The organism is Mesorhizobium sp. M2D.F.Ca.ET.226.01.1.1 (assembly GCF_004022705.2).
GTDB lineage: Bacteria > Pseudomonadota > Alphaproteobacteria > Rhizobiales > Rhizobiaceae > Mesorhizobium.
The window spans coordinates 148,572-162,017 of the sequence record NZ_RZOY02000004.1; the positions used below are offsets into that span (position 1 = coordinate 148,572).

A 13,446-nucleotide genomic window follows, 5' to 3' on the forward strand; every position below is an offset into this window, starting at 1 on the left:
CTACTCGGCCGCGTCGCGGATGCCCGCCGGCGTGTCCGGGATTCCGGAAGGCTTGTCCGGGAAGGTGCAGATCACCGTGGTGCCCTTGTCCTGGCCGGTCTCGATGCGCACGGCTCCGCCGTGCAGCTCGACGAAGCTCTTGACGATCGAGAGCCCCAGCCCTGCGCCGCGCCGCCGCCCGCCATTGGCCCGCGGCTCGAAGCGGCGGAAGACCGATTCCAGCACGTCCGGCGGCATGCCGGGGCCGTCATCATGCACCGAGAATTCGACGCCGTCGGCCTGACGGCGGCAGGTCAGCCGGATTGTGCTGGCCTCCGGCGCGTAGTTCGCCGCGTTGCTGAGCAGGTTGTAGAGGATCTGGCGGATGCGGGTCTCGTCGCCATGGAAGCTTGCCGGCGCCCCGGCTGCGTCGATCTCGAGCTTGATTTGATGCTCGTCCAGCCGGTCGGCGACCAGTTCGGCGGCCGCGGCGATCGTCCGGTCGATGTTCATTTCGGAGATGTCGAGCTGCATGATGCCGGCATCGACGGTCGCCAGGTCGAGGATATCGTTGACGATGGTGAGCAGCACCGATGACGACGAGCCGACATGCTCGACATATTCGCGCTGCTTCGGCGTCAGCGGCCCGGTCGTGGGCAGCGACAGAAGCTCGGTGAAGCCGATGATGTTGGTCAGCGGCGAGCGCAGCTCATAGGACACGTGCTGCACGAATTCGTTCTTCAGCTGGTCGGATTTCTCCAGCGCCTCGTTCCTGTCTTTCAGCGCCCGTTCGACATTGACGGTGTCGGTGACGTCGACGAAGGTTATCATCACCTGGCCGTTGGGCAGGTGGATCACCGCGTAGCTCAGCACCGTGCCGTTGACCAGCTCGATCTGGCCGCGGCGGTCGCGGCGCTCGTCGTCGAAGCCAGTGACCGCGGCAACGAAGCCACCCCACGGGCTGTTCGCGGCCCGCTGGTCGCACAGGTCGCGGATCGCCGAGACATGGACGTTCGGCTTGACCGCTTCGACCGTCAGTCCCCACAGCGCGACGAAGGCCGGATTGGACAGGCGCAGCCGCCCGTCCGGACCGAACACGACCACGCCTTCGGCGAGATTGTCCAGCGTCTCGCCCTGCACCCGCACGGCGGTCTGGTAGCGGCTTTCGAGGTCCATCTTCTCGGTCAGGTTCTCGAACACCCAGGTGACGCCGCCTTTCGGCTGCGGGTTCGCCACGACGCGGATCGTCTTGCCGTCCGGCAGATGCCACCAGTGCTCCTGCGATTCGACGGCGCGATAGGCGCTGAGCAGGTTTTCCTTCCAGCGCCGCCATTCCGGCTGCTCGGCGATCTTGCCTTCTGAGCGCAGCCGGTCGAGCAGCAGCGTGTTGGAAGGAGCGCTGAGCAGGAAGCCCGAGTCGAGGCCCCACAGCTTCTGGAAGGCCTGGTTGAAGAAGCGCAGCTTCTCATCGGTGTCGAAGATCGCCACCGCGGTGTTCAGCTGGTCGAGCGTGTCGGCATGGCTGCGCACGGTCCGCTCATATTCGGCGCGGATCGTCTCGACCGCGCTGGTGTCGCAGGCAAGGCCGGCCGAGCCGTCGGCGCCGGCGAAGTCGGTGACCGCGAACATGCGGCGGTCGCCCTCGATCACGGTGGAAAGCGTCTGTTCGAACACCGGGCGCGACTTGTGCTGCTCGGCGATCTGCTCGCGCGCCTGGCCGCCAAGGAATTCCTTGGCGTCGCGCACGGCCGCGGCCGGGCTTGCCGCCTCCACCGCCTCGGCATAGGCGCGGTTGACCCACTGCAGTCGGCCGTCCGCCGCCCGCAGCCACGCCGGCATCTTCAACGCGTCGAGCAGGCCGACCATGGTGTCGTACTCGGCGCTGAGCCGCTGGTTTTCGATCTTCAGCCTGGCCTGGCTGCGCAGCGTCTCCGACAGCGACACGAAGCGCACCAAGACATGCGCCGCGCTCTTGCGGCCGTGCACTTCCAGCGGCACGCCGGCCTGCGTCTCGATGACGAGATCGAAGGCTTTCGCCTGTTCGCGCAGCGCGGCTACCGCGTGCTCCAACGCCGCCGCCGAACGCGGCATAAGCCAGCGGCCGAAGGCCAGGAAAGCCGACCTGTCGTCCGGCGCGCCGCTTTCCAGCGGCAGGCTGCCGATCAGTTCGGCCTTCTTGTTGTCCGTGGTCCAGACGATCAGGCGCTGGTCGCGCAGATTGAGCAGCGCCTCGGAACGCTGCAGCGCCGCGTTAACGTCCGCGATGCGGGACCTGAGCTGGACATTCTGCGAAGCGGTGCGGGCGCGCTCGCGAATCAGGAAGATGGCGGAGACAAGTGCGGCGCCCATCACGCCGACGAACATGGCGAGCTGCATGACCTCGACGGCGCTCACCGGCGCTGCGGCCTTTCCCGGGATGCTGGTCTCTGCGTGGGCGGCAAAGGCTAGCAGCGTACTGGCTAGCGCCGAAGTGGCAAGCAGCAAGGCCTGCCGCGCGCCGTCGCGAAAACCGCCGCCTTTCACGGCAAGGCCGGCCTCGTTCGAATCCTCATGGCCGCCGGAGACGGCCTTTCCCGCGCGTGGCGGGTAATCCCCCGGCATGTCTTGGTCCTCTTCGCCGCTTGAATGCAAGACCGCCCTGAATGCGTCCCCGGCCCATCCTGTCCCCGGACCGCGAATCACAACAATAACGCCTGCCGGAATCGGCGTGAAGAATCATTGGCGCAAAAAATAATGCCGGGCGGAAAGTCAACCACCCGGCTTCAATATCTGGTAGATAATTTCGCTTTGGTTAATAGCGGTAGTGTTCCGGCTTGTACGGGCCCTGCGGCGTCACGCCGATATAGGCGGCCTGTTCGCCGGACAGCTCGGTCAGCTTGGCGCCGAGCTTGTCGAGATGCAGCCGCGCCACCTTCTCATCGAGATGCTTGGGCAGCACATAGACTTGGTTTTGATACTGGCCGTGCTTGGTGAAAAGCTCGATCTGCGCCAGCACCTGGTTGGTGAACGAGGCCGACATGACGAAGCTCGGATGACCGGTGGCGTTGCCGAGGTTGAGCAGGCGTCCCTCCGACAGAAGGATCATCCGCTTGCCGTCCGGGAAGGTGATCAGGTCGACCTGCGGCTTGACGTTGGTCCATTTCAGGTTGCGTAGCGCCGCCACCTGGATCTCGTTGTCGAAGTGGCCGATATTGCCGACGATCACCATGTCCTTCATCGACCGCATATGGTCGAGCGTGACGACGTCCTTGTTGCCGGTGGTGGTGATGACGATGTCGGCCGTCGGTGCCGCGTCTTCCAGCGTGACCACCTCATAGCCGTCCATCGCCGCCTGCAGCGCGCAGATCGGGTCAACTTCGGTGACCTTGACGCGGGCACCGGCGCCGCGCAGCGAAGCCGACGAGCCCTTGCCGACGTCGCCATAGCCGCAAACCACCGCGACCTTGCCCGCCATCATCGTATCGGTGCCGCGGCGGATGCCGTCGACCAGCGATTCCTTGCAGCCATATTTGTTGTCGAATTTCGACTTGGTGACGGAGTCGTTGACGTTGATCGCCGGGAAGGGCAGCAGGCCCTTCTTCTGCAGCTGGTAGAGGCGGTTCACGCCGGTGGTGGTCTCCTCGGTGACCCCACGGATCGCTTCCCGCTGCTTGGTGAAGAAGCCGGGCGAGGCCTTCAGGCGCTTCTTGATCTGGGCAAACAGGATCTCTTCCTCCTCGCTGCCGGGATTGGACAGCACGTCCTCGCCGGCCTCGGCGCGAGCGCCGAGCAGGATGTACATGGTGGCGTCGCCGCCGTCGTCGAGGATCATGTTGGAGGTGCCGCCATCGGTCCACTGGAAGATGCGGTCGGTGTAGTCCCAATAGTCCTCCAGCGACTCGCCCTTGATGGCGAACACCGGAATGCCTGCCTCGGCGATCGCTGCCGCCGCATGGTCCTGCGTCGAGAAGATGTTGCAGGAGGCCCAGCGGATATCGGCGCCCAGCGCCTTCAGCGTCTCGATCAGAACCGCCGTCTGGATGGTCATGTGCAGCGAGCCGGTGATGCGCGCGCCCTTGAGAGGCTGCTTGGCGCCGAACTCCTCGCGGCAGGCCATCAGGCCCGGCATTTCGGTTTCGGCGATCTCGATCTCCTTGCGGCCCCAGCCGGCAAGCGAGATGTCGGCGACCACATAGTCCTTGCTACCTGTCATGGCAGTGCTCCGGTGTGATTTATCTCAAGAAACGCGCTGGCGCCGGGAAGGCGCATGGGTGGGCGCGGTTACCGGCCTGACTAGCAGATCGGTCGCTGGACGACAATGGGATATAAAGAAATCTTTATGCGCGCATGTCCCTGGCGCGCGAAATGCGAAGCTTTGAGGACTAGATTTCCTCGCCGAAACGCGAGGCGACCAGCTGTTCCAGCGCGTCCATCGCCGGCACGGCTTCCGGGCCACTGGCGATGACGCGGATCGAATAGCCTGGGCTCGCCGCCAGCATCATCAGCCCCATGATCGATGTGCCGCCGACCTTCACGCCGTCCTTCTCGACATGGATGGTGGCGTCGAAGCCGCTGGCGACCTGGACGAACTTGGCCGAAGCGCGCGCATGCAGGCCGCGCTGATTGATGATCGGGAATTCCCGCACCACCTCGTCCGTCTGCGGCGCCGATGCGTTCATTTGCTGCTTAGGAGCTGGCTGGCGACGTTGATGTATTTACGGCCCGCCGCCTGCGCTTCGTCGAGCGCGGCGGCCATGTTGTCGCCCTTGCGGATCGAGGAGAGCTTGATCAGCATCGGCAGGTTCATGCCGGCGATGACTTCGGTGCGGCCGGATTCCATCACCGAGATAGCGAGGTTGGAGGGCGTGCCGCCGAACATGTCGGTAAGCACGATGACGCCGGCTCCGGTGTCGACGCGCGCAACCGCGTCGACAATGTCGGCCCGGCGCTGCTCCATGTCGTCGTCGGCGCCGATCGCCACGGTTTCGAAATTGTCTTGCGGCCCGACGACATGCTCTACGGCATGCCGGAACTCGGTGGCGAGTTGACCGTGCGTCACGAGCACGAGTCCGATCATTCTCTGGTGGCTCCCGTCATCGCCGCTTCACAGGCGTATCTTATGTTCGCCAGCCATTCCAGGCGGCGGGAGCGCTATCTTGTCGACGCGCGGCCGGTTGACAAGCCCAAAATTGCGGCGGCCCGGGCCATTTTGACGCATCGCAACAAAAAACCCGGGATGGATCATGAAAAAGGCTGGATCGACAGCCGCGCCATCACCGCCGGCACGGCGGAGGCTGCGTTGCGATCGGCAAGATCGATGCGTGGCACAGGACGGCCCGCGATCGGCTCGCTGATATCTTCCTGGAAACGGGCCATTTCTTCCTTCGGCACGAGCCGGATATGCAGGTCGATGACACCGGCCGGCTCGAACGGCAGCGGGCATGGCATGAAGCCTGGCACTTCGGCGAGTCCGGCGATGGTGGCCGGCGCGCGGCAGATCAACCGCCCGCCATGCGGCGCGGCAAGCAGCCTGTCGTCGCTGATCAGACATGAAAACAGTCCGCGTGCCCGGCAATGGTCAATGAGCGTCAGCGCCAGTGTCGTCTTGCCGGCGCCCGACGGCCCCGTGATCAGGACGCCGCGATCGCCGATAAGGATCGCCGTTCCATGGATGTTTTCAGGCCTTACGGCAGGGTCGGACATGCCGGTCAGATCAGCCTTCCGCCGGCAGCGTCACCACGAAGCGCGCGCCCTTGATCTCGCCGGGCTTGGTGCCTGGGATGTTTTCCGCCGTCAGTGTGCCGCCATGCGCCTCGACGATCTGGCGGCTGATCGACAGCCCGAGGCCGGAATTCTGGCCGAACGCCTCGCCGGCCGGCCGATCGGTGTAGAAGCGCTCGAAGATGCGGTCGATGTTCTCGGCCCGGATACCCGGGCCGTTGTCGTCGACGGTGACGATGTTGAACTTGCCCGCGCGCGCCAATGAGATCGCTATGTGGCCGTGCTCGTCGGGCACGAAGGAGCGCGCGTTCTCGATCAGGTTGGTGATGACCTGGCCGATCCTCAGATCGTGGCCGACAACGAAATAGCCCTTGGCGCCGGCCGGCAGCTTGGCGACCTTGAGCTCGATCTCGACCGCCTTCTTGTTACGCGTGGTCTCGCGCGAGACCGCGACCAGATCGGTGATGAACTTCTTCAGGTCCACGGTTCCGGCATCCTCACGCGCGAGCTCCGCGTCGAGACGGGAGGCGTCGGAGATGTCGGTGATCAGCCGGTCGAGCCGCTTTACGTCGTGCTGGATGATCTCCATCAGACGCGCGCGAGACGTGTCGTTCTTCGCCAAAGGCAGCGTCTCGACAGCGCTGCGCAGCGATGTCAGCGGGTTCTTCAACTCATGCGACACGTCGGCGGCGAAACTTTCGATCGCCTCGATCCTGGCGTAGAGCGCATTCGTCATGTCGCGCACGGCAATCGATAGGTTGCCGATCTCGTCCTGCCGGTCGGAGAAATCGGGGATCTCCTCGCGGCTCTTGACGCCGCGGCGCACCCTGACGGCGGCCGCGGACAGCCGCCTGAGCGGATTGGCGATGGTGGACGCGAGCAGCATCGACAGGATCGCGGTGACCAGCGCCGCGACGCCGAACACGCGCAGGATCGCCTTGCGCTCGGCCGCGACAATCTTGTCGATGTCGCCGCCTTCCGTGGACAGCATCAGCACACCCAGCACGGCGCGAAAACGCTGGATCGGCACCGCGACGGAGACGATCTGCTCACCCTGCTCGCTCACCCGCACGATGGTCGAAGGGCTGCCGGTCAGCGCCTTGACCACTTCCGGGAAAGCAGCGCCATTGCCGCCGGGCTGCTCGTGATAGACCGGAAGGTCCTTGTTGCGGAAGAAATCGAAGACGAACTTCTCGACCCGCTCCACAATGCCGGGCTGTTCGTCGTCGACTGGCGGCAGGTCGTAGCGCAGGATCTGGCCACGCGAATAGAGATGGCGCGAATCGAGCAACAAGTTGGCATCGCGGTCATAGATGCGGGCGCGCGTGCGCGTCGGCGAGATCAGCCGTCTCAGCACCGGCGCGACGCGCTCGGGATTGATCGGGAAGTCGAGATTGTCGAGCTGGTCCGACCCAGGCCCCAGGCTTTCGCCGGCCTGCAGCTCCAAGAGCTTTTCCGGATCGATGCTGATCGAATCGGTCTCGACGGTCGCCGAAGCCGCGATCGCGCCGGCGATGATCTCGCCTTGCGTCATCAGGCTTTCGACTCGCGCGTCGATCAGCCCGTCGCGGAAGGTGTTGAGGTAGAGGATGCCGGTGACCAGCACGGCGAGGCCGGCCAGATTGAGGAACAGGATGCGCCGCGTCAGGCTGGAGAAGATATGATGGCCGAGAAACCGGCGCATCGGCACCGTGAATTTCGAGACGAAGGCGGGCACGATCCGCGACGGGCGCCTTGCCGCGCCCGCCCTTCTGCCTCGCTCTACTTGCACTGCCATCGACTAGCAGCTCCCGGTCCGTTCCTGTGCATGTCTACCCGTTTGGGCGACATGCATTACCTTAAGCTTCGCGGAACCGGTACCCGACTCCGTAAAGGGTTTCGATCATCTCGAAGTCGTCGTCGACGGCCTTGAACTTCTTGCGCAGCCGCTTGATGTGGCTGTCGATGGTGCGGTCATCGACATAGACCTGCTCATCATAGGCCGAATCCATCAGCGCATCACGGCTTTTTACCACACCGGGGCGCTGCGCCAGCGAATGCAGGATGAGGAACTCGGTTACCGTCAGCGTCACCGGTTCGCCCTTCCAGGTGCAGGTGTGCCGCTCCTGGTCCATCACCAACTGGCCGCGTTCGAGCGAGCGGGCCTGCTGGGCGGGTGCCTTGGCCGCCGCTTCGCGGGCGCTGGTCCGGCGCAGCACCGCGCGCACGCGCTCGACCAGGAGGCGCTGCGAGAACGGTTTGCGGATGAAATCGTCGGCGCCCATCTTGAGGCCGAACAATTCGTCGATCTCGTCGTCCTTCGACGTCAGGAAGATGACCGGCAGATCCGACTTCTGCCGCATGCGGCGCAACAGCTCCATGCCGTCCATGCGGGGCATCTTGATGTCGAGGATGGCAAGATTCGGCGGCCGCGCCGCCAGGCCTTCCAGCGCCGACGCACCGTCCGTGTAGGTTTCGACCCGATAGCCCTCGGACTCGAGCGCGATCGACACCGAAGTCAGAATGTTGCGGTCGTCGTCGACAAGCGCGATTGTTGCCATTTCAAGCGGCTCCCTCATGAGCTGTCCCTTCTGTCGTCGAGAAGGGGCTTTTGCAGGACAAATTGGGTACAAAATGTGGCACGGGCCCGGTCCGAAGTCACGGGCGGCCTGCCGCTACACACGATCGTACCCTGTATTGGGATTGGGCGAAGCAAGTCTGCCAATCCTTTGGGCAACCTCTGCGTTTTTTGCACATATAAACGATTTAAACAACTTTCAAATTTTTTAAATCGATTAATGATTTGATATCATTTAGCTTTTCTGGTTCTGAACCTGGCGGCCCCAGCGCGGGCTGCGGGAAATCACCGTCAGATGCGGCCAAATCCAGAGAGGAAATTTGATGTCGGAAGCCGGCAAACGCAACCCCGACTGCGCAATTGACGCGATCGGCCTTAAGACCACGGGCATGGTTCGCTATAATTTCGGCGCGGCCGACCTCTACGAGGAAGCGATCCGGCGCGGCGAGGCGAGATTGACGGCGCAGGGCGCCCTGGTCGCCGAGACCGGCCAGCACACCGGGCGTTCGCCGAAGGACAAATTCGTTGTACGCGACAGCGCCACGGAGCCGCATGTCTGGTGGGACAACAACAAGGCGATCTCGCCGGTCCAGTTCGAGGCGCTGCTTGCCGATTTCAAGGCGCATGCGACCGGCATGGACCTCTACGTGCAGGACCTCGTCGGCGGCGCTGACGCCGATCTCAGGCTGCCGGTCCGCGTCGTCACCGAATTTGCCTGGCATTCGCTGTTCATCCGCAATCTTTTGATCCGCCCGCAAGCCGCGGAGCTCGAGCGCTTCCTGCCGGAAATGACGATCATCGACCTGCCCTCCTTCCGCGCCGACCCGGCGCGTCATGGCACCCGCACGGAAACGGTGATCGCGGTCGATCTCACCCGCAAGATCGTGCTGATCGGCGGCACCTCCTATGCCGGCGAGATGAAGAAGTCGGTGTTCACCATGCTGAACTATCTGCTGCCGGTGAAGGGCGTGATGCCGATGCACTGCTCGGCCAATGAGGGGCCGGACGGCGATGCGGCGGTCTTCTTCGGCCTGTCCGGCACCGGCAAGACAACCCTTTCCGCGGACCCGTCGCGCACGCTGATCGGCGATGACGAGCATGGTTGGGGTCCGCACGGCATCTTCAATTTCGAAGGCGGCTGCTACGCCAAGACGATTCGGCTTTCGGCCGAGGCCGAGCCGGAAATCTTCGCCACCACGCAGCGCTTCGGCACGGTGCTGGAGAACGTCGTGCTCGATCCCGGCCGCGCTCCGGATTTCAACGACGGCAGCCTGACCGAGAACACGCGCTGCGCCTACCCGCTGGATTTCATCCCCAATGCATCGAAGACCGGCCGCGCCGGTCACCCGAAGAACATCATCATGCTGACCGCCGACGCTTTCGGCGTGATGCCGCCGATCGCCAGGCTGACGCCGGCGCAGGCCATGTACCACTTCCTGTCCGGCTACACCGCCAAGGTCGCCGGCACGGAAAAGGGCGTCACCGAGCCGGAGGCGACGTTCTCGACCTGCTTCGGCGCGCCCTTCATGCCGCGCCATCCGTCCGAATACGGCAACCTGCTGCGCGAGCTGATCGCCGAGCACAAGGTCGACTGCTGGCTGGTCAATACCGGCTGGACCGGCGGCGCCTACGGCACCGGCCGCCGCATGCCGATCAAGGTGACGCGCGCTCTTCTGGGCGCCGCGCTCGACGGTTCGCTGAAATCGGCCGAGTTCCGCACCGACGCCAATTTCGGCTTCGAGGTGCCGGTGGCGGTTCCAGGCGTCGACGGCGCCATTCTCGACCCGCGTTCGACCTGGACGGACAAGGTTGGTTACGATCGCCAGGCCTCGAAGCTGGTCAATATGTTCGCTGCCAATTTCGAGAAGTTCGAACGCCATGTCGACGCGACCATCCTTGGTGCCGCGCCGCGACTGCAGGAAGCGGCGGAATAGCCGCTGCCTCGATGGCCTTGCCTTCCGGGCCCGGCTCATGCCGGGCCTTTTCTTTTTGCGACCATCGCGGCATGAGTGCATGCATGGCGAGCGACGACGACATCATCATCAGTGGCGAAGCAATTATCCACCCGGGCGACTTGCACGAGGATTTCATCCGCTCGTCCGGTCCCGGCGGCCAGAACGTCAACAAGGTGGCGACCGCCGTGCAACTGCGCTTCGACGCGGCAAACGCTTCGGGCCTGAGCGAGCGGGTGCGCATGCGCGCCCTCAAGCTTGCCGGCCAGCGGGCCACCAAGGACGGCGTCATCGTCATCGAGGCCGGCCGCTTCCGCACCCAGGAGCAGAACCGCACCGACGCGCGGGCGCGTCTGACGGCGTTGATCGCCAAGGCGGCCGAGCCGCCACCGCCGCCGCGCAAGAAGACGAAGCCCTCCAAGGGCGCCGTGGAGCGCCGCCTCAAGAGCAAGGCAGGCCGGTCGACGGTGAAAAAGCTGCGCGGCCGCGTCGAAAACGAGTGAGAGCCGTACCCCGAGGAGAGACGGCGGCTTTCGGGTCGCCGTTTTCTTTTGCCGGTGGCATGCTTGGCCCAGTCAACAGGATGGACTCATGCTCGTTTTGCCGAAAGGCGTCCGCCATATGCCGGGTTACCTGGCGCGCCCCGCTCAGGAGGCGTTGGTCGAGGAGATCAGGCGCGTCGTGCAGGCAGCACCCCTTTACGTTCCGGCCATGCCGCGCACCGGCAAGGAGATGAGCGTGCGCATGACCAATTGCGGCGCGCTTGGCTGGGTGACCGACAGGGAGCGCGGCTATCGCTACCAGCCGACGCACCCCGTCACGGGCGAGCCCTGGCCGCCGATCCCGGAAGCGTTGCTGCAATTGTGGCGCGAGGTCTCGGCCTACCCGCATCCGCCCGAGGCCTGCCTGGTCAACTTCTATTCGGCGGACGCCAAAATGGGCCTGCATCAGGACCGCGACGAGAAGGATTTCGCCGCCCCCGTGGTGTCGGTCTCGCTCGGCGACGACTGCCTGTTCCGCGTTGGCCAGAACATGCGCGAAGGCGGCACGAAATCGTTCAGGCTGAAGAGCGGCGACGTCGTCGTGCTGGGCGGCGATGGTCGCCTCTGCTTCCATGGCGTCGACCGTATCTACCCCTCGACGTCGGCGCTCCTGAAGAATGGCGGCCGCATCAATCTGACGCTTCGGCGGGTGACGGTGCCCGGCTGACGCGCGCATCGCGGAGAAGCACCCGCACGGTCTCGTCCTCGGCGACCGGGCGGTAATCCTGAAGGAAGCGAACATAATCCTGGCGCCGGGATAAAGCCTCGGTCAGGGTTGAACCAGCTTTTTGAACGATGATGACGGCCGGGCGTTTCATCTCCAGCTCTGCGAGCTTGCCGTCTATGTAACGGTCGGCAACCTGCCGGTAGCGGCCTGTGGCCTCTTGATCTCCGCTTCGTTCTGCGATCGCCGAAAGATAAAGGGCGAATTCGCCAAGCCAGTCGCTGCAATAGGCGGAGATCCATATCCCGCCGAGCATGCGCGTCAACGGGTGACCGGCCGCGATATCGGAGCCGACAAGGGCGACAGTCGGCTGCTGCACCGCAACCCTGACCGCGGCCACAAGATTGGCCGTCGGTTTCTGTGTTTTCATAAATGGAAAGGCGGTGGCTGCGACGAGAGCGGCCAGCAGCACCTTGCGGCCGGGGTCCATTGCCTTGCCTGGCAACGATCCCGCTTTCGGATCGATCTGTGCACCCCTCGCCAGCAGCGCCGCCAACACCAGGCTGAACGCCGGAAATGCATGATAGGGCCAGCCTTTGGCCTGGTAGATCAACGGCGCCGTCGCCGCCAGCGAAGCGAGCGTGAGCACGGCGACCAACGGCGACAGCGGCAGCCTTGGTCGAACAAAACGCAGCATCAGCAGCGAGATCAAGTATATTGGGCCGTAGCTCATCAGCACTGCGGGACGGTTCCCCAGCCGCATATAGGTGTCGGCCAGCACCGGATAGACGATGCTGATGAATTGCGGATAGAAATACAGCACCGTCAGAAGGTAGGCGATGCAGGCTACACCGATCACCCAATATTCAGGGGCGAACAGCGGCCAGATCGAGCGACGACGCCACGCCACATAGAGGGCGGGAACGAGAACGACCAGGGCGTAGTAGGGCTTCACCATCACCAGGACGCTGCCGCCAAGTCCAGCAAGCATCGCCACCGGCAGGCTCGGCGTGCGGCCCTCGATCGGTGCCGCGCGCCAGGCCATCAGCACCAGCAAGGGCAGCAACAGCGCGACCCCCAGATGCTCCCGCTCGCTGAAGGCATTGCCCGGGAAAATCACAAGCAGGGCCAGGAACAGCGGCAACATTGGAAACAGCGCGCGGTTCTCGGCAAGGCCGGCCTGTCTGGCGATCAGCGCGGCAAAGCCCAATCCTGCCAGGCAGATCGCATAGCTGTAGACATGAACCGCCACTTCCGGCGACATGCCGATCCTGTACGCGAGCGCCACGGCCGGCATGAACATCCAAGGCGTGAAAGGTGGATTGACTTCGAAAACGTCGACATAAAGCCGTGATCCGGCAAGCATCTGCTCGCACATGGTGATCGCCCAACTCGTGTCGGGTATGATGCCCCATCGCATCTGCCAGGGAATGGCGGCTGCCAGCACCAGCAGGCAAAGGATCACGGTCCATGCCTGCGTGTTGCGCACCTCGCCGACCGGCGCATCTGCTGTCGGTCTGTCGAGGACGACGGTCATCGGCTCCGTCCTTCGGGACAGAGGGGACTGTTGGCGCTCGAGGGGCCGCCCCCGACGAAGACAAATTTGCGCAAGACCACGAAGTTCAGAAGCGGCACCAGAATGGAAGCCAGCGCCACCGGCACCGAGGACGGGAGTCCGGCGAGATCGGCGAGAATCGTGGCCAGCCCGACGGAGAGAAGGAATCCGGCGCCGGTTGCGCAGACGAAGCGGACGATTTCGAAGCCAACCGCTCCGTCGGACATGAACGTCACGAAGCGATGCCCGCAATAGGAAAAAACGGCCCCGGCGCCGTAGGCGACGACCGAGCCGACCGCCGCCGGCAGGCCGAAACTGTCCGAGAGGGCCAGCGTCCCCACGGCATAGATCAAGGTCGACAGGCCGCCGATCGCGGCAAACCGCAGGATACGCGCTGGCTCTGAACGACCCATCGCCCAGGACCAGAATGGATGCCTGACCGGGGCCATCCCCTCGGCAGCGGCAAACGCGCTTTCGGATTTCAGAGCCTGCCGCAA

At 64.3% G+C, this 13,446-nt stretch carries 12 protein-coding genes; 3 read left to right on the forward strand and 9 right to left on the reverse strand.

Annotated features, from left to right (window positions below):
• The 7 genes from EN869_RS10860 to EN869_RS10895 all read right to left on the reverse strand — a co-directional run bounded on the left by EN869_RS10860 (position 1) and on the right by EN869_RS10895 (position 8,219).
• Positions 1 to 2,580, reverse strand: coding sequence for a PAS domain-containing sensor histidine kinase (locus EN869_RS10860; RefSeq protein WP_127226767.1), 2,580 nt, complete (start codon positions 2,578 to 2,580; stop codon positions 1 to 3).
• 190 nt (positions 2,581 to 2,770) lie between these two features.
• Positions 2,771 to 4,171: an adenosylhomocysteinase gene (ahcY, locus tag EN869_RS10865; RefSeq protein WP_127226766.1), complete on the reverse strand. Its 1,401-nt coding sequence runs from the start codon at positions 4,169 to 4,171 to the stop codon at positions 2,771 to 2,773.
• Between the two features lie 169 nt (positions 4,172 to 4,340).
• Complete coding sequence (locus EN869_RS10870; protein ID WP_041000039.1) at positions 4,341 to 4,637, reverse strand: HPr family phosphocarrier protein; 297 nt, start codon at positions 4,635 to 4,637, stop codon at positions 4,341 to 4,343.
• Positions 4,634 to 5,035, reverse strand: a complete 402-nt coding sequence (locus EN869_RS10875) for a PTS sugar transporter subunit IIA (RefSeq protein ID WP_027166957.1) — start codon at positions 5,033 to 5,035, stop codon at positions 4,634 to 4,636. Before EN869_RS10875 ends, EN869_RS10870 begins: the two co-directional genes overlap by 4 nt.
• Before the next feature lie 164 nt (positions 5,036 to 5,199).
• Complete coding sequence (locus EN869_RS10885) at positions 5,200 to 5,661, reverse strand: HPr kinase/phosphorylase (RefSeq protein ID WP_127226764.1); 462 nt, start codon at positions 5,659 to 5,661, stop codon at positions 5,200 to 5,202.
• 10 nt (positions 5,662 to 5,671) lie between these two features.
• Complete coding sequence (locus EN869_RS10890; protein ID WP_127226763.1) at positions 5,672 to 7,456, reverse strand: sensor histidine kinase; 1,785 nt, start codon at positions 7,454 to 7,456, stop codon at positions 5,672 to 5,674.
• 61 nt (positions 7,457 to 7,517) lie between these two features.
• Positions 7,518 to 8,219 carry a response regulator transcription factor gene (locus EN869_RS10895; protein WP_095819116.1) on the reverse strand — a complete coding sequence of 234 codons (702 nt, stop codon included), beginning with the start codon at positions 8,217 to 8,219 and terminating at the stop codon, positions 7,518 to 7,520.
• 340 nt (positions 8,220 to 8,559) lie between these two features.
• Between EN869_RS10895 and EN869_RS10900 the strand changes: the two genes are divergently transcribed.
• From EN869_RS10900 to EN869_RS10910, 3 genes are all read left to right on the forward strand, one after another.
• The gene (locus EN869_RS10900) at positions 8,560 to 10,170 is read left to right on the forward strand and encodes a phosphoenolpyruvate carboxykinase (protein ID WP_127226762.1); all 1,611 of its coding nucleotides are present in this window, start codon (positions 8,560 to 8,562) and stop codon (positions 10,168 to 10,170) included.
• Positions 10,171 to 10,253: 83 nt separating this feature from the next.
• On the forward strand, positions 10,254 to 10,691 hold the full coding sequence (gene arfB / locus EN869_RS10905; protein ID WP_127226761.1) for an alternative ribosome rescue aminoacyl-tRNA hydrolase ArfB: 438 nt from the start codon (positions 10,254 to 10,256) through the stop codon (positions 10,689 to 10,691).
• Positions 10,692 to 10,779: 88 nt separating this feature from the next.
• The gene (locus EN869_RS10910) at positions 10,780 to 11,397 is read left to right on the forward strand and encodes an alpha-ketoglutarate-dependent dioxygenase AlkB (protein WP_127226760.1); all 618 of its coding nucleotides are present in this window, start codon (positions 10,780 to 10,782) and stop codon (positions 11,395 to 11,397) included.
• On the opposite strand, the gene EN869_RS10915 is transcribed toward EN869_RS10910, so the two are convergent.
• Positions 11,360 to 12,931 (reverse strand): hypothetical protein, encoded by a 1,572-nt coding sequence (locus EN869_RS10915; RefSeq protein WP_127226759.1) that lies wholly within the window; start codon positions 12,929 to 12,931, stop codon positions 11,360 to 11,362. The genes EN869_RS10910 and EN869_RS10915 overlap by 38 nt on opposite strands.
• A complete protein-coding gene (locus tag EN869_RS10920; RefSeq protein ID WP_167498679.1) occupies positions 12,928 to 13,446 on the reverse strand; it encodes a GtrA family protein in 519 nt (172 codons plus the stop codon). The genes EN869_RS10915 and EN869_RS10920 overlap by 4 nt, the downstream gene beginning before the upstream one ends.